The organism is Kitasatospora sp. NPDC127035 (assembly GCF_042726075.1).
Taxonomy (GTDB): Bacteria; Actinomycetota; Actinomycetes; order Streptomycetales; family Streptomycetaceae; genus Kitasatospora.
The window spans coordinates 129,593-146,316 of sequence record NZ_JBHXDN010000015.1; the positions used below are offsets into that span (position 1 = coordinate 129,593).

16 protein-coding genes are annotated in these 16,724 nt (G+C 71.1%); all 16 read left to right on the forward strand.

Going from position 1 to position 16,724, the window contains the following annotated elements; genetic code table 11:
- Positions 1-68 precede the first annotated feature (68 nt).
- The 16 genes from rho to ACFWIC_RS13585 all read left to right on the forward strand — a co-directional run bounded on the left by rho (position 69) and on the right by ACFWIC_RS13585 (position 16,723).
- Entirely contained in the window at positions 69-2,189 is a 2,121-nt protein-coding gene (gene rho / locus ACFWIC_RS13510) for a transcription termination factor Rho (RefSeq protein WP_380358320.1), read from the forward strand.
- A gap of 181 nt (positions 2,190-2,370) precedes the next feature.
- The gene (locus ACFWIC_RS13515; protein ID WP_380518326.1) at positions 2,371-3,636 is read left to right on the forward strand and encodes an LCP family protein; all 1,266 of its coding nucleotides are present in this window, start codon (positions 2,371-2,373) and stop codon (positions 3,634-3,636) included.
- 148 nt (positions 3,637-3,784) lie between these two features.
- Positions 3,785-4,006: a 50S ribosomal protein L31 gene (rpmE, locus tag ACFWIC_RS13520; RefSeq protein WP_030057539.1), complete on the forward strand. Its 222-nt coding sequence runs from the start codon at positions 3,785-3,787 to the stop codon at positions 4,004-4,006.
- 127 nt (positions 4,007-4,133) lie between these two features.
- Positions 4,134-5,210: a peptide chain release factor 1 gene (prfA, locus tag ACFWIC_RS13525; protein ID WP_329948549.1), complete on the forward strand. Its 1,077-nt coding sequence runs from the start codon at positions 4,134-4,136 to the stop codon at positions 5,208-5,210.
- A gap of 58 nt (positions 5,211-5,268) precedes the next feature.
- The gene (prmC, locus tag ACFWIC_RS13530; protein ID WP_329883023.1) at positions 5,269-6,135 is read left to right on the forward strand and encodes a peptide chain release factor N(5)-glutamine methyltransferase; all 867 of its coding nucleotides are present in this window, start codon (positions 5,269-5,271) and stop codon (positions 6,133-6,135) included.
- Between the two features lie 46 nt (positions 6,136-6,181).
- A complete protein-coding gene (locus tag ACFWIC_RS13535; RefSeq protein ID WP_380358312.1) occupies positions 6,182-6,829 on the forward strand; it encodes an L-threonylcarbamoyladenylate synthase in 648 nt (215 codons plus the stop codon).
- 29 nt (positions 6,830-6,858) lie between these two features.
- Positions 6,859-7,500: a protein-tyrosine-phosphatase gene (locus ACFWIC_RS13540; protein WP_329883206.1), complete on the forward strand. Its 642-nt coding sequence runs from the start codon at positions 6,859-6,861 to the stop codon at positions 7,498-7,500.
- Between the two features lie 161 nt (positions 7,501-7,661).
- A complete protein-coding gene (glyA, locus tag ACFWIC_RS13545; protein WP_329948547.1) occupies positions 7,662-8,954 on the forward strand; it encodes a serine hydroxymethyltransferase in 1,293 nt (430 codons plus the stop codon).
- Between the two features lie 160 nt (positions 8,955-9,114).
- Positions 9,115-10,476: an MraY family glycosyltransferase gene (locus ACFWIC_RS13550; protein ID WP_329883020.1), complete on the forward strand. Its 1,362-nt coding sequence runs from the start codon at positions 9,115-9,117 to the stop codon at positions 10,474-10,476.
- 291 nt (positions 10,477-10,767) lie between these two features.
- A complete protein-coding gene (locus ACFWIC_RS13555; protein ID WP_329883019.1) occupies positions 10,768-11,211 on the forward strand; it encodes a hypothetical protein in 444 nt (147 codons plus the stop codon).
- 285 nt (positions 11,212-11,496) lie between these two features.
- Positions 11,497-12,309: a F0F1 ATP synthase subunit A gene (gene atpB / locus ACFWIC_RS13560; protein WP_329883018.1), complete on the forward strand. Its 813-nt coding sequence runs from the start codon at positions 11,497-11,499 to the stop codon at positions 12,307-12,309.
- Positions 12,310-12,404: 95 nt separating this feature from the next.
- The gene (gene atpE / locus ACFWIC_RS13565) at positions 12,405-12,641 is read left to right on the forward strand and encodes an ATP synthase F0 subunit C (RefSeq protein WP_329883017.1); all 237 of its coding nucleotides are present in this window, start codon (positions 12,405-12,407) and stop codon (positions 12,639-12,641) included.
- A gap of 34 nt (positions 12,642-12,675) precedes the next feature.
- The gene (locus ACFWIC_RS13570; RefSeq protein ID WP_329883016.1) at positions 12,676-13,233 is read left to right on the forward strand and encodes a F0F1 ATP synthase subunit B; all 558 of its coding nucleotides are present in this window, start codon (positions 12,676-12,678) and stop codon (positions 13,231-13,233) included.
- Entirely contained in the window at positions 13,230-14,045 is an 816-nt protein-coding gene (locus ACFWIC_RS13575) for a F0F1 ATP synthase subunit delta (protein WP_329883015.1), read from the forward strand. The genes ACFWIC_RS13570 and ACFWIC_RS13575 overlap by 4 nt, the downstream gene beginning before the upstream one ends.
- 156 nt (positions 14,046-14,201) lie before the next feature.
- A complete protein-coding gene (atpA, locus tag ACFWIC_RS13580; RefSeq protein ID WP_329883014.1) occupies positions 14,202-15,776 on the forward strand; it encodes a F0F1 ATP synthase subunit alpha in 1,575 nt (524 codons plus the stop codon).
- A gap of 32 nt (positions 15,777-15,808) precedes the next feature.
- Entirely contained in the window at positions 15,809-16,723 is a 915-nt protein-coding gene (locus ACFWIC_RS13585) for a F0F1 ATP synthase subunit gamma (RefSeq protein ID WP_329883013.1), read from the forward strand.
- The last annotated feature ends 1 nt before the right edge of the window (position 16,724 follow it).

Here is a 16,724-nt window from a genome sequence, read left to right on the forward strand (position 1 = left end):
TTGGTCAGGACAGCACAACCGGTCGCCGAGCCAGACAGGCCGACGTCCGCTCCAGGGAAGGACCCTTAGTGAGCGACACCACCGATCTGATGGGCGCGCGCCCGGACGCCGAGGCGTCGGACGCAGCCGCCGCCCCCGCGGCTCCGGCGCGACGCCGTCGTACCGCTGCCGCGGGCCTGGACGGCATGGTCCTGGCCGAGCTGCAGAAGCTCGCCGCGGACCTTGGCATCACCGGTACCGGACGCATGCGCAAGAGCCAGCTGATCGAGACCATCAAGGAGAAGAGCGGCGGAGACCCGCTGCTCGCCGGCGCCGGGACCGCCGCCGCGGCCGCTCCGGCCGCCAAGCGCGCCGCCAAGGCCGAGGCCGCCGAGCCGGCCGAGAAGCCCGCCCGCCGCACCAAGGCCGCCGCCGCTGCTGCGGCCGAGGCCCCCGCCGCCGCCGCCGAGGCGCAGGCCCAGATCGAGATCCCGGTCCAGGCCGCCGCCGAGACCGCCGCGCCCGCCCGGACCGAGCGGACCCGCCGCCGGGCCACCTCGGCCGCCGGCGCCCCGGTGGCCGAGGCCGCCGAGGCGCCCGCCGCCGTGGCGACCGAGGCCAAGCAGGCCGAGGCCCGCCCCGAGGGCGCCCGCGCCTTCGAGAACCGCGAGGAGGGTCGCAGCGAGACCCGCCGCGACCGTCGTGACCGCCGCGGTGGCCGCGAGGCCGGCGAGCGCGAGGGCCGCCAGGAGGCCGGCGAGGCCCAGGCCGGCCAGGACGGCGACGGGCGCGAGTCGCGCCGCGACCGCCGCAACCGCCGGGACCGTACCGAGCGCCCCCAGCAGCAGGGCGCCCAGAGCACCCAGGGCGACAGCCAGCAGAGCCGCCCGAGCGGCGGCCAGCAGGCCCAGCCGCAGCAGGTGCAGCAGGCGCAGCCGCAGGGCGGCTTCGACGACGACGAGTTCGGCGACGGGCGCCGTGGCCGGCGCGGCCGCTACCGCGACCGCCGTGGCCGTGGCAGCAGCCGCCGCGAGGGCTTCGAGGCCGGCCCGGCCGAGCCGCAGGTCGGCGAGGACGACGTCCTGATCCCGGTCGCGGGCATCCTGGACATCCTCGACAACTACGCGTTCGTGCGGACCTCCGGCTACCTGCCGGGCCAGAACGACGTCTACGTCTCGCTCGCCCAGGTCCGCAAGAACGGCCTGCGCAAGGGCGACGCCATCACCGGTGCGGTGCGTCAGCCGCGCGACGGCGAGCGCCGCGAGAAGTTCAACGCCATGGTGCGGCTGGACTCCGTCAACGGGATGGACCCGGAGAGCGGCCGCGGCCGCCCCGAGTTCAACAAGCTCACCCCGCTGTACCCGCAGGACCGGCTCCGTCTGGAGACCGACCCGGGCGTGCTGACCACCCGGATCATCGACCTCGTGTCGCCGATCGGCAAGGGCCAGCGCGGTCTGATCGTCGCGCCGCCGAAGACCGGTAAGACGATGGTGCTGCAGGCGGTCGCCAACGCGATCACCCACAACAACCCCGAGTGCCACCTGATGGTCGTCCTGGTCGACGAGCGTCCGGAAGAGGTCACCGACATGCAGCGGTCGGTGAAGGGCGAGGTCATCTCCTCGACCTTCGACCGCCCGGCGGAGGACCACACCACGGTGGCGGAGCTGGCCATCGAGCGCGCCAAGCGCCTGGTGGAGCTCGGCCACGACGTGGTGATCCTGCTGGACTCGATCACCCGTCTCGGCCGTGCCTACAACCTGGCGGCGCCGGCCTCCGGCCGCATCCTGTCCGGTGGTGTCGACTCGACCGCGCTGTACCCGCCGAAGAAGTTCTTCGGCGCCGCGCGCAACATCGAGAACGGCGGCTCGCTGACCATCCTGGCCACCGCGCTGGTCGAGACCGGCTCGCGGATGGACGAGGTGATCTTCGAGGAGTTCAAGGGCACCGGCAACATGGAGCTCAAGCTCGACCGGAAGCTCTCGGACAAGCGCATCTTCCCGGCCGTCGACGTGGACGCCTCCAGCACCCGCAAGGAGGAGATCCTGCTCGGCAGCGAGGAGTTGGCGATCGTCTGGAAGCTGCGCCGGGTGCTGCACGCGCTCGACTCGCAGCAGGCGATCGAGCTGCTGCTGGACAAGATGAAGCAGACCAAGTCCAACGCCGAGTTCCTGATGCAGATCGCCAAGACGACCCCCGGGTCCGGCGACTGACCGTCGCGAGACGGTTTCTCGACACGGAACCCCGGCCCGCGCGAGCGGGCCGGGGTTCGTCGTGTTCCGGGGGCTGCGGGGTCTCCGGAGGTTTGTCGGGAAGATCCATTTCGGTGGTTTGTTCCAGAGTCGGGACATCTTGAGGTCTTTACTGCATCTTGTCCGATTTATTCTGGATCGTATGGCCGAGCACAAGAGGGTTCCGAACCGCCGCCGCAGGCTCCTGCGCGTGGCCGCGTGTGCGTTCGCCGCGCTCGTCGTCCTCGGGGCCGGAGCGGCCGGCTACGCGTACCACCGGCTGAACGCCAACATCAGGAGCGTCGACATCGACGCCCGGCTGGGCACCTCCCGGCCGCCCACGGCCACCGACGGGTCGTTCAACCTGCTGGTGCTGGGCTCGGACTCGCGCGCCGGCGGCAACGGCGGCCTGGCCGGCGGCGACGCCGACGGCACGGCGCGCTCGGACACCGCGATGGTCGTGCACGTCAACCAGGACCACTCGCGCGCCGACGTGGTCTCGATACCCCGCGACACCCTCGTTCCGCGCCCCGAGTGCACCGACGCCGGGGGGCGGACCGCCCCGGCGGCGAAACGCGCGATGTTCAACAGCGCGTACGAGACCGGGGGCGCGGCGTGCGCGGTGAAGACCGCGGAGCAGATCAGCGGGCTGCGGATGGACCACTACGTCGAGGTGGACTTCGAGGGCTTCGCCCGGGTCGTGGACGCGATCGGCGGGGTCACCGTGACCACCACGGTGGCCATCCGCGACAAGGACAGCGGGCTGGACCTCCCGCCCGGTGAGCACCGCCTCGACGGCGAGCAGGCGCTGGCCTTCGTCCGCACCCGGCACGGCGTCGGGGACGGCAGCGACCTCGGCCGGATCGAGCTGCAGAAGCAGATGGTGCGCTCACTGCTCGACCAGGCCGGCGGGGCGGGGCTGCTGACCAACCCGGCCAAGCTCTGGTCGACCGGCGACACCCTGACCCGCAGCATCACCACCGACTCCGCGCTCGCCTCGGTCAACTCCCTCGTCGGGCTCGCCGAGGAGCTCAAGGGCATCGGGCCGGACCGGCTCACCATGGTCACCCTGCCCGTGGTGACCGCGCCGAGCGACCCGGACCGGGTGGTCCAGCAGCAGCCGCAGGCCGACCAGGTCTGGGCTGCCCTGAAGGGCGACCGGCCGCTGCCGTCGGCGGTCGTCGTGGCGCAGCCGCAGAACCCGGCGCAGGCCACGCCCACGGCCACCCCCACCGGCGCCCCCAAGGCCCCCGTCAAGGGCCCCGCCGGCGCCACCGGCCCCACCGGCCCCACCGGCCGCGCCAAGGCGCCCGGTGCCACGGCCACCGCCCCTGCGACGGCTCCCGCCGGTGCCCCCGCGGGGACCGCGACCGGGACCGCCACCGGGGCCGCCACCGGGACCGTCCCGACGGCTCCCGCACGGCGGTGAACGCGCCCGGCCGGGGGCCCGGAATATCCCGGAACGCGCCCCGGTTTGGGAAGAAGCGACCCGTCCTGGCAGACTGGTCCGTCGGTCCCGGTTCACGTGCGGCGTCCCAGCCGCCGACCCGGTGCCCTCCCGAACCTAGGAGAACCCCTTGAAGCCCAACGTTCACCCCGAGTACGTGGTCACCCGTGTGACCTGCACCTGCGGCGCCGAGTTCACCACCCGCTCGACCGAGACCAGTGGCGAGATCCGCGCCGAGGTCTGCTCGCAGTGCCACCCGTTCTACACCGGCAAGCAGAAGATCCTCGACACCGGTGGCCGCGTGGCCCGCTTCGAGGCCCGCTTCGGCAAGCAGCACAGCGCGAAGGCCTAGCGCTCCCTCGGCGCCGGTTCCCGGCGCCCCCGTACTCGTTCCGGGGGCGCTGGGGACCGGCGCCGTTCGCGTCCCCCCGCAGCCTCAGCGATCCCACCCACCCACACCCCGGGAAGAAGGCCACCCCATGTTCGAGGCAGTCGAAGAGCTCCTCGTCGAGCACGCCGCCCTCGAGACGAGGCTGGCCGACCCGTCCGTCCACGCCGACCAGGCCAACGCGCGCAAGCTGGCCAAGCGGTACGCCGAGCTGACCCCGATCACCCGGGTCTTCCGGGAGTGGAAGCAGGCCGGTGAGGACATCCAGGCCGCCCGTGAACTCGCGGCCGAGGAGCCGGAGTTCCTGGCCGAGGTGAAGGACTCCGAGGCCCGCCGGGAGCAACTGACCGAGGAACTGCGGCTGCTGCTGGTCCCGCGCGACCCGAACGACGACAAGGACGTCATCCTGGAGATCAAGGCGGGTGAGGGCGGCGAGGAGTCGGCGCTCTTCGCCGGTGACCTGCTCCGGATGTACCTGCGCTTCGCCGAGCGGATCGGCTGGAAGGCCGAGATCATCGACTCCAACGAGTCCGACCTCGGCGGCTACAAGGACGTCTCCGTCGCCGTCAAGACCAAGGGCAGCACCGAGCCCGGTCAGGGCGTCTGGGCCCGGCTGAAGTACGAGGGCGGCGTGCACCGCGTGCAGCGCGTGCCGGCCACGGAGTCGCAGGGCCGCATCCACACCTCGGCGGCCGGCGTGCTGGTCACCCCCGAGGCGGAGGAGGTCGAGGTCGAGATCGTGGCCAACGACCTGCGGATCGACGTCTACCGTTCGTCCGGCCCCGGCGGGCAGTCGGTCAACACCACCGACTCCGCGGTCCGGATCACCCACCTGCCGACCGGTATCGTGGCCTCCTGCCAGAACGAGAAGAGCCAGCTCCAGAACAAGGAGCAGGCGATGCGCATCCTGCGTTCGCGGCTGCTGGCCGCCGCGCAGGAGGAGGCCGAGCGGGAGGCTTCGGACGCCCGTCGCAGCCAGGTCCGCACGGTGGACCGTTCCGAGCGGATCCGGACGTACAACTACCCGGAGAACCGCATCTCGGACCACCGCACGGGCTTCAAGTCGTACAACCTGGACCAGGTCCTGGACGGCGACCTGAACGCGGTGATCCAGTCCTGCGTCGACACGGACGCGGCGGCCAAGCTGGCCGCGGCCCAACAGAACTGACACCTGCGGCAGCGAGACCGACGTCGAGGCCGGAGAGCGGAAGCAAGAGGTCGTACGGATGAACCTGCTACTCGCCGAGGTGGCCCAGGCCACCCAGCGGTTGGCCGCGGCCGGCGTGCCGTCGCCGCGCTTCGACGCGGAGGAGCTCGCCGCACACGTCCACAGCGTCAAGCGCAGCCAACTGCACACGGTCAAGGACGCGGACTTCGACGCCCGCTACTGGGAGGCCGTCTCCCGGCGGGAGGCGCGCGAGCCGCTCCAGCACATCACCGGGCGGGCGTTCTTCCGCTACCTGGAGCTGGCGGTCGGCCCCGGTGTCTTCGTACCCCGGCCGGAGACCGAGTCCGTGGTCGAGTGGGCCATAGACGCGGTCCGCGACATGGACGTGGCCGAGCCGCTGGTGGTCGACCTCTGCTCCGGATCCGGCGCCATCGCGCTCGCCCTGGCGCAGGAGCTGCCGCGCTCCACCGTGCACGCCTTCGAGCTCGACGAGGGCGCGCTGCCCTACACCCGGCGCAACATCGGGGCCTCGCCCGACCGCGCCCGGATCACCCTGCACGAGGGTGACGCCACCCGCGCCTTCGAGGGCGACCACGGCTGGGACGGCCGCTTCGACCTGGTCATCTCCAACCCGCCGTACATCCCGCTCACCGAGTGGGAGTACGTCGCGCCGGAGGCCCGCGACCACGATCCGCAGATGTCGCTCTTCTCCGGCGAGGACGGCCTGGACACCATCCGGGGCATCCAGCGGGTCGCCGCCAGGCTCCTGCGCCCGGGCGGCGCCGTGGTGATCGAGCACGCCGACACCCAGGGCGGCCAGGTCCCGTGGATCTTCAACGAGGAAGCCGGCTGGACCGACACCGCCGACCACCGCGATCTGAACAACCGGCCGCGATTCACCACGGCGCGCAAGGCGTCGCTGTGACCGCGTCCGTCCACGTGATGAGTTGTCTCGGAAGGGGACCGCACCGATGAGCCGCCGCTACGACTGTGCCGACGCAGGGGACCGCGCGACGGGCCTGCGCGAGGCCGCCTCTGCCATCCGCCGGGGCGAACTCGTCGTGCTGCCCACCGACACCCTCTACGGGGTCGGTGCGGACGCCTTCTCGCCGGAGGCCGTCGCCGCCCTGCTCGCCGCCAAGGGCCGCGGCCGCAACATGCCCTCACCCGTCCTGGTCGGCTCGCCGACCACCCTGCACGGGCTGGTCACCGACTTCTCCGAGCAGGCCTGGGAGCTGGTCGACGCGTTCTGGCCGGGCGGGCTCACCCTGGTCGCCAAGCACCAGCCCTCGCTGCGCTGGGACCTCGGCGAGACCCGGGGCACGGTCGCCGTCCGGATGCCGCTGCACCCGGTCGCCATCGAGCTGCTGAACACCACCGGCCCGCTGGCGGTCTCCAGCGCCAACCGGACCGGCGGGCCGTCGCCGTCCACCTGTGGCGAGGCCGAGCAGCAGCTCGGCGACGCCATCTCGGTCTACCTGGACGGCGGCACGGCCGACCACGCGAAGGCCTCGTCGATCGTCGATGTCACGGGCAAGGTCCCGGTGCTGCTGCGGGCCGGCGCGATCACCGCCGAGCAGCTGAGGGAGGTCGTCCCCGACCTGGAGGCCGGCAGTTGACGGCCGCCTCCCTCCATGCCGGGCCCGGCATATCGCCGTACCTGGCCGTGGGCCCCAGGCCGCTGGACCACTTCCGGATCCTGTACGTGTGCACCGGCAACATCTGCCGCTCGCCGATCGCCGAGCGGCTCACCAGGCGTGAGCTGGACACCCGGCTGAACCCGCGGGTGGCCGGCCGCATCCTGGTGGAGTCGGCCGGCACCTGGGGCCACGAGGGCGCACCGATGGAGGACCACGCCGCCACGGTGCTGGACGAGTACGGCGCCGACAGCGGCGGCTTCACCGGCCGTGAGCTGCTGGACGAACACGTGGTCGAGGCCGACCTGGTGCTCACCGCGACCCTGGACCACCGGGCCCAGGTCATCTCGATGGGGCACGAGGCCGGCCTGCGCACCTTCACCATGAAGGAGTTCACCCGCCTGGTCCGGACGATCGACCCCGGCACCCTCCCGGACCCGCGACGCGGCGCCGACGTGACCGAGCGCGCCCGCGCGCTGGTCCGGGCCGCCGCCTCGCTGCGCGGCTGGTTGCTCGCCGCCACCCCCGAGTCGGACGAGGTGCACGACCCGTACGGCGCGCCGATCGGCATGTTCCGCAACTGCGGCGAGGAGATATTCCACGCGGTCGACCCGGTGGTCACCGCGCTCACCGGGGTTCCCGCGCGCTACTGAGCAGGGCGGCCCCGTAGGCCGTGACCGTCCGGGCGCCCGGGCGGGTGCATCCCGGCCCGCGCCGCCGCGCCGCTCCCGGGGGCCGGTCCTACGCTGGAGGAACCCTCACCCTCTCCCGGCCTCCGACCGGGAGGTGGCCCCATGCGCCCGGGAGCCCCGCCATGACCGTCACCGATGCCGCGACCGGTTCCACCGAGACGACGGGGCGCCGGTGGGCGTCCGGGGCGCCCGACGAGGTCCTCCACCGGGCCGACCCCCAGATCGCCGACCTGCTCGCCGCCGAGGCCGAGCGGCGGGCCGAGACGATCCAGCTGCTGGCCGGGGAGAACCTCACCAGCCCGGCCGTGCTGGCCGCGCTCGCCGGCCCGCTGATCGACAAGTACGCCGAGGGCTACCCGGGCCGGCGCCACCACACCGGCTGCGCGCTGGCCGACGCCGCCGAACTGCTGGCCGTCGACCGGGCCCGCGCGCTGTTCACGGCGCCGCACGCCAACGTCCAGCCGCGTTCGGCCACCTCGGCGATCCTGGCCGCCTACGCGGCGCTGCTGCGGCCGGGGGACGCGGTGCTGGCGATGTCGCTGGAGCACGGCGGCCACCTCAGCTGCGGCTCGCGGGCCAACTTCTCCGGCCGGTGGTTCGAGTTCGTCGGCTACGGGGTGCGCCGCGAGGACGGGCTGGTCGACCTCGACCAGGTCCGCGAACTGGCCCGCCTGCACCGCCCCAAGGCCATCGTGGCCGGCTCCATCTCGCACCCCCGGCACCCGGACTGGGCCGCCTTCCGGGAGATCGCCGACGAGGTGGACGCCTACCTGGTCGCCACCGTCGCGCAGACCACCGGCCTGATCGCGGCGGGCCTGGCGCCCTCCCCGGTGCCGTACGCGGACGTCACCGTGGCCGCCACCCACAAGCTGCTCCGGGGGCCGCGCGGGGGCCTGCTGCTCTCCACCGCCGAGCTGGCCGACCGGATCGACCGGGCGGTCTTCCCGTTCACCCAGGGCGGCGCCGCGATGAACGAGGTGGCCGGCAAGGCCGTCGCCCTGGCCGAGGCCGCCACGCCCGCCTACCGCGCGTACGCGCACCGCACCGTCGCGGGGGCGCGGGTGCTGGCGGCGGGGCTCGAAGCGGCGGGGGCGCGTCCACTGACCGGCGGGACCGACACCCACCTGGTGACGGTCGACGTCGGCCCGCTCGGGGTGAGCGGCGCCGAGGCGGAGCGGCGCTGCGCCGTCGCCGGGCTGCTGCTCGGCAAGTGCGCGCTGCCGTACGACCCGGCCCCGCCGTCCGAGGCGTCCGGCATCCGCCTGGGCACCGGCACGGTGACCTCCCAGGGCATGGGCGAGAGCGAGCTGACGGAGATCGCCGGGCTGATCGGACGGCTGCTCGCCGGGGGCACGGACGTCCGGGTGGGGGAGCGGGTCCGGGAGCTGGCGGGGGCGTTCGCGGGCCGTCGCTGACCGGATGAACCGATCTCCTACCCGGTAGGGCGAACCGCGATGCACGCACCCGGCGTCCGACTCAATAAGGTGTGTGCCGTGGCGACGCACCTCGAATCCCGGACAGGCACGGGCGTACCTTCGGTACCCACCCGTCGGACAGTGCAGCAGGAGGCCAGTGGTGCGTGAGTATCTGCTGGTGCTGTTCTGCACCGCGGCCGTCACCTACCTGCTGACCGGCCCGGTGCGGAAGTTCGCCATCGCGGCGGGGGCGATGCCCCCGGTCCGCGCCCGCGACGTGCACCGCGAACCCACCCCGCGGCTCGGCGGCATCGCGATGTTCGGCGGCCTCTGCGCCGGCATCCTGGTCGCCTCCCAGCTGGACAACCTGAGCAAGGTGTTCTCGCAGGGCACCGACATCCGCGCGCTGCTCTCCGGCGCCGGGATCATGTGGCTGCTCGGCGTGCTGGACGACAAGTGGGGCGTGGACGCGCTGGTGAAGCTGGGCGGCCAGATGATCGCCGCCGGCGTGATGGTGTGGCAGGGCGTCACGGTGATCACCCTGCCGGTGCCCGGCTCCGGCCCGGTCGCGGTCAGCCCCACCCAGGGCATGGTCATCTCGGTCACCCTGGTTGTCGTCATGGTCAACGCGGTGAACTTCATCGACGGCCTGGACGGCCTGGCCGGCGGCATGGTCTGCATCGCCGCGATGGCCTTCTTCCTGTACTCCTACCGGCTCTGGTACGGCTACACGATCAGTGACGCCGCCCCCGCCGTGCTCTTCAGCGTGCTGCTGATCGGCATGTGCCTGGGCTTCCTGGCGCACAACATGCACCCGGCCCGGATCTTCATGGGCGACTCCGGTTCGATGATGCTGGGCCTGATGCTGGCCGTCGCGGCGATCTCGATCACCGGCCGGGTCGACCCCGACCTGATCACCAGCGAGACGGGTTCGCAGACCCTCACCGTGCACGCCCTGGTGCCGATCTACATCCCGCTGCTGCTGCCGCTGACGGTCATCGCGCTGCCGCTGGCGGATCTGCTGCTCGCCGTGGTCCGCCGCACCTGGGCCGGCCAGTCGCCGTTCGCCGCGGACAAGCGGCACCTGCACCACCGACTGCTCCAGGTCGGCCACTCGCACAGCCGCGCCGTGCTGATCATGTACTTCTGGGCCGCGCTGATCGCCTTCGGGACCGTCGCCTTCTCGGTCACCAACACCGGCCGCACCCTGGTGCTGATGCTGGCCGGGCTCTGCCTGGTCGGCCTGGTGGTGCTGCTGACCCCGCGGTTCCGGCCGCGGGCCCCGCGCGCGGTGCAGGCCTTCGTCCCGCCGCGCTACCGCCGCCGTCCGGCGGGCCGGAAGCCCGCCCCGGCGGCGGTGCGCGAGGAGGAGGGCACGGCCCTGACCGCCGAGTCCGCCTCGGAGTCCGCCACCGAACCGATGGCCGAGCTGTCCGCCGAGGACAAGCGTCTGCTCGGGGGGCTGCCGAAGGGCTCCTCCGCGACCGGAAGCCGTGGCCACGGCCACGGGCGCGGCCGGTAGGGCGAAGTGACGTCCTGTCAAGCCGCCTCACCCGTTCGGCGGCACTGTTGGGCCATCAGTGTGACAGGTACCACACATTCATGGTAAAGCTCTCATCAAATAGTTTGTGATACCGTTCACGAGTACCGAGAACACGCCGAAAGACCTCACAGGTGGATGACTTCCGTCCCTGGCCGGTCTCCCTCGACGGACTCGCCGCAGAGCGGCCGGTCCGCGGCGGTTCCGGTCCGGTGTCACCATCACGTTCTGTGCCCGTCCCCCCGCCATCGACATGCCGCCGGAGTTGCCGACATGCCGTCCAACGACGCCCGGATCCTCCGAGGCGCCGCGATCCCCACTGCGGTCGCCGGAGTCCTCGCCATGGCGATCTCCTTTGCAGTCGCGGGTGGCAAGGGCTTGCTCGGCGCCCTCTTCGGAACGCTGCTGGTGATGGCCTTCTTCACCTCGGGTCAGGTCGCGCTCGACCGGCTGACCAGGTCGAACCCGCACATCATGATGGCCGCGGCGCTGCTCGTGTACACGACGCAGATCCTGCTGGTCGGCATCGTGCTGGCCGTGTTCAAGGACACCGAGCTCTTCAACCGGCAGGCCTTCGCCTTCACGCTGCTCGGCTGCGCACTCATCTGGACGGGTTTCCAGGTGCGCGGCGCACTGAAGGCGAAGATGTTCTACGTCGACCCCAACGCCTCTGAAAACAAGGGCAACAAGCCGTCCGACAAGGGGCGTCAACAGTGACGGCGCCCCTCTGTCCCCCCAACGAGGGGGGCGGTGTTTATGCCGCGCTGACGGGCTGCTATCGTCCGTCGCAACAACGGAGTACGGGAAGAGGCCAGGTCTGTCCGCACGGCGGACCGATCGCCCCCCGGATCCGCGCAGTCTTCGATGATCCCGCGGCGGTGCAGCGCACTGCCGGGCGGGGTCGGCGAGAAACCCATCAAGTTCCAGTGCCGCTCCGTGGTCGCAGGCCACGCCGACACACCGAGGTTGCCGTAACCATGCGTCACGACGAAGGAGTCCGTGGTGAGTGCTGAACTCACGTCCCTCGCCTCAGGCAGTTGCCACTTCGGGGACGCTGGCTGCGGCTTCCCGGCCCCGGGTCTGAACGAGTTCCAGTTCGAGCCGATTTTCACGATCGGCAGCTTCGAGTTCAACAAGCCGATGCTGCTGTCGATGATCGTTGCGGTACTGGTCGTTCTGTTCTTCTGGGCCGCCTTCGCGAAGCCGCGGCTCGTCCCCGGCAAGCTGCAGCTGGTCGGTGAGATCGGCTACGACTTCGTCAAGCGCTCCATCGTTCTGGAGACGATCGGCAAGAAGGGCGAGAAGTACGTCCCGATGCTCGTCTCGATGTTCTTCTTCATCTGGTTGATGAACATCATGTCGATCATCCCGTTCGCCCAGTTCCCGGTGACCGCGGCGATCGCCTTCCCGGCCGGCCTCGCAGCCGTCGTGTGGCTCACCTACATGACGCTGACCTTCAAGAAGCACGGCTTCGTCGGCGGCTTCAAGAACCTCTGCTGGCCGTCGGGCATCCCCGGCTGGGTCATGTTCATCCTGGTGCCGATCGAGTTCTTCTCGAACATCTTCGTGCGCCCCTTCACGCTCGCGGTCCGAGCCTTCGCGAACATGTTCGCCGGCCACCTGCTGATCGTGATGTTCTCCATCGCCTCCTGGTACCTGCTCAGCCCGACCCTGGGCGCGCTGTACGGCACGGCCTCCTTCGTCGTGACCATCGCGCTGACCGCCTTCGAGCTGCTGGTCCAGTTCCTGCAGGCCTACATCTTCGTGATGCTGGCCAGCAGCTACATCGCCGGTGCCCTCGAAGAGGCGCACTGAGCCTGGGGCCCCCGGCCCCACCCCCGAACCACACCTCCCGGAATGCCCGGTGGCCAATCACCACCGGTTCACCACCCCTGCAAAGGACAACTGCAATGAGCTTCCTCGCTGAGGGCACTGTCTACGGTTCCGTCGCCTCGATCGGCTACGGCCTCGCCGCCATCGGCCCCGGCATCGGCGTCGGTCTGATCTTCGGTAACGGTGTCCAGGCCATGGCCCGCCAGCCCGAGGCGGCCGGTCTCATCCGCGCCAACATGTTCATCGGCTTCGCGCTCACCGAGGCCCTCGCTCTGATCGGCATCGTCATGCCGTTCGTCTTCGGCAACAAGTAATCCCGCCGAAGACCCTTTCGAGGAAGGTCCAGATATGAGCATCGCGGCGCAGCTCGCGGCCGAGGAGAAGATGAATCCTCTCCTCCCCGCGTGGCCCGAGATCATCATCGGCCTGATCTGCTTCTTCATCGTCTTCGGTCTGCTCGGCAAGAAGCTCCTCCCCAGCATCGAGAAGGTGCTGTCGGAGCGCCGGGACGCCATCGAGGGCGGCATGGAGCGCGCCGAGGCCGCCCAGGCCGAGGCCCAGGCCCTGCTTGAGCAGTACCGCGCCGAGCTCGCCGACGCGCGTCACGAGGCTGCCCGCATCGTCGAGCAGGCTCGCGAGCAGGGCGCAGCCCAGCTCACCGAGATGCGCGAGGAGGGCCAGCGTCAGCGCGAGGCCATCGTCGCCGCCGGCCACGCCCAGATCGAGGCCGACAAGAAGCAGGCGTCCGCCGCCCTGCGCCAGGACGTGGGCTCGCTGGCCTCCCAGCTGGCGTCCCGCATCGTGGGCGAGTCCCTTGAGGACTCCGCCCGGCAGAGCGGTGTCATCGACCGCTTCCTGGACGAGCTGGAGTCCAAGGCCGCCGTTGCTCAGGGCGCGGCCAAGTGATCGGCGCCAGCCGCGAGGCCCTCGTCGCCGGGCGGCAGAACCTGGAGAGCCTGACCGATTCCACCTCGGTGGACGCGGCCAAGCTCGCCGAGGAGCTCACCGCCGTCACGGCCCTGCTGGACCGTGAGGTGTCGTTCCGCCGCGTGCTGACCGACCCGTCCCGGTCGGGTCAGGACAAGGCGCAGCTGGTCACCTCGCTGCTGTCCGGCCAGGTTTCCGGCGAGGCTGTCGACCTGGTCTCCGGCCTGGTCCGCTCCCGCTGGTCGGGCGCGCGTGACCTGGTCGACGCGGTCGAGGAGCTGTCCTCGTACGCCGAGGTCATCGCCGCCGAGAAGGCCGGTGCCCTGGACGACGTCGAGGACGAGCTGTTCCGGTTCGGCCGGGTGGTGAGCGGCTCCAACGAGCTGCGCTCCGCGCTGACCGAGCCGAAGGCCGGCGCCGCCGCCAAGGCTGCGCTGATCAGGAAGCTGCTCGGCGGCCGCGCCAACGCGGGCACCGTCCGGCTGGTCACCAGCCTGGTCAACAACCCGCGTGGCCGTAGCCTGGAGCAGGGCCTCGAGTCCTACTCGAAGCTCGCCGCCGCGCGGCGCGGCCGAGTGGTGGCCCTGGTCACCACCGCGGTGCCGCTGTCGGACAGCCAGAAGGAGCGCCTGTCGGGTGCTCTCGGCCGGCTGTACGGCCGCCAGGTCCACCTGAACATCGACGTCGACCCCGAGGTCGTCGGCGGTGTCCGGGTGCAGATCGGTGACGAGATCATCGAGGGCACCGTGTCGAGCCGCCTTGAGGGCGCTCGCCAGTCGCTCGAAGGCTGAACACACCCAAGCAGCACATCCGACCCTCGGTCGGGAACCGGCTCCACCGGAGTCGGCAAATCGTACGGCCGGTTCATACGACCCGGCCGAGAGTCGAGTACTTGCGGCCCTCAATGGCGGGCCGAGGATCGCAAACTAGGAGAGCAGGGAAGCCTGATGGCGGAGCTTACGATCCGTCCGGAGGAGATCCGGGACGCGCTGGCCGACTTTGTCCAGTCGTACCAGCCGGACGCCGCCTCTGTGGAAGAGGTCGGCACGGTCACTGACGCAGCGGACGGTATCGCCCATGTCGAGGGCCTGCCCTCGGTCATGGCCAACGAGCTGCTGAAGTTCGAGGACGGCACGCTCGGCCTCGCGCTGAACCTCGACACCCGCGAGATCGGTGTCGTCATCCTCGGTGAGTTCGGCGGCATCGAGGAGGGTCAGACGGTGCGCCGCACCGGCGAGGTCCTCTCGGTTCCGGTCGGCGACGGCTACCTCGGCCGCGTCGTGGACCCGCTGGGCAACGCGATCGACGGTCTGGGCGACATCGCTTCCACCGGCCGCCGTGCCCTGGAGCTGCAGGCCCCCGGCGTCATGGCCCGCAAGTCGGTCAAGCAGCCGCTGCAGACCGGCATCAAGGCCATCGACGCGATGACCCCGATCGGCCGCGGCCAGCGTCAGCTGATCATCGGCGACCGCCAGACCGGCAAGACCGCGGTGGCCGTCGACACGATCATCAACCAGCGCGACAACTGGCGCTCGGGCGACCCGGAGAAGCAGGTCCGCTGCATCTACGTCGCCGTGGGCCAGAAGGGCTCCACCATCGCGTCCGTCCGTGGCGCCCTGGAGGAGGCCGGCGCGCTGGAGTACACCACCATCGTGGCCGCTCCCGCCTCCGACCCGGCCGGCTTCAAGTACCTCGCTCCGTACACCGGCTCCGCCATCGGCCAGGAGTGGATGTACGACGGCAAGCACGTCCTGATCATCTTCGACGACCTGTCGAAGCAGGCCGAGGCCTACCGTTCCGTTTCCCTGCTGCTGCGCCGCCCGCCGGGCCGCGAGGCGTACCCGGGCGACGTCTTCTACCTGCACTCCCGCCTGCTGGAGCGCTGCGCGAAGCTGAACGACGAGCTCGGCGGCGGCTCGATGACCGGTCTTCCGATCATCGAGACCAAGGCCAACGACGTGTCGGCGTACATCCCGACCAACGTCATCTCCATCACCGACGGCCAGTGCTTCCTGGAGTCCGACCTGTTCAACGCCGGCATCCGCCCGGCCGTGAACGTCGGTATCTCGGTCTCCCGCGTCGGTGGCTCCGCCCAGATCAAGGCCATGCGCTCGGTCGCCGGCCGTCTGCGCCTGGACCTCGCCCAGTACCGTGAGCTGGAGGCCTTCGCCGGCTTCGGTTCCGACCTGGACGCGGCCTCCAAGGCCCAGCTGGAGCGCGGTGCGCGCATGGTCGAGCTGCTGAAGCAGGGCCAGTACCAGCCGTTCCCGGTCGAGGAGCAGGTCGTCTCCATCTGGGCCGGCACCACCGGTCAGCTGGACGACGTCCCGGTCGCCGAGATCCGCCGCTTCGAGCGCGAGTTCCTGGACCACGTGCGTCTGCAGCACAAGGACCTGCTCGCCGGCATCGTCGAGACCGGCCTGCTGGCCGACGGCACCGTCGACGCGCTGGCCACCGCGATCGGTGCCTTCAAGCAGGGCTACCAGACCGCTGACGGCAAGCTGCTCTCCGAGCAGGCCTGAGTCCGGTAGCGAGGGAAAGGACGTAACGACCCATGGGAGCACAGCTTCGGGTCTACAAGCGCCGGATCCGCTCTGTCACCGCGACGAAGAAGATCACCAAGGCGATGGAGATGATCTCCGCAGCGCGCATCGGCAAGGCGCAGCGCTCGGTGGCCGCCTCCACCCCGTACGCCGACGAGCTCACCCGGGCGGTGACGGCGGTGGCCACCCGGTCCAACGCCAAGCACCCGCTCACCAGCGAGAACCCGAACGCCACGCGTGCCGCAGTCCTGCTGATCACGGCGGACCGCGGTCTGGCGGGCGGCTACTCGTCCAACGCCATCAAGGCCTCGCTGGCGCTCTCCGAGCGTCTGCGGTCCGAGGGCAAGGACGTGGTGACGTACGTCGTCGGCCGCAAGGGCGTCTCGTTCTACGGCTTCCGTGACCTCGCCGTCGCGGAGACCTGGACGGGCTTCTCGGACAAGCCGACCTACGGGGACGCCAAGGCCGTCTCGGCCGCGCTGATCGAGGCCTTCACGGCCGAGACCGGTGGCGTGGACGAGGTCCACGTGATCTCGACCCGGTTCGAGTCGATGCTGACGCAGACCGCGGTCGACGCCCGGCTGCTGCCGCTGAAGCTCGACGAGGTCCAGCTCAGCGACGAGTCGTCCGCCAAGGCGGAGATCTTCCCGCTCTACGACTTCGAGCCGTCGGCGGAGGGCGTCCTGGACGCCCTGCTGCCGCGGTACGTGGAGAGCCGGATCTACAACGCGCTGCTGCAGTCGGCTGCCTCCGAGCACGCCGCCCGCCGCCGCGCGATGAAGAGCGCGACGGACAACGCCGGCGAGCTCATCAAGTCGCTCACGCGGCTTGCCAACTCGGCCCGTCAGGCCGAGATCACCCAGGAAATCAGCGAGATCGTCGGTGGCGCGAACGCGCTCGCTGACGCGAGCCGCGGGAGCGAATGAG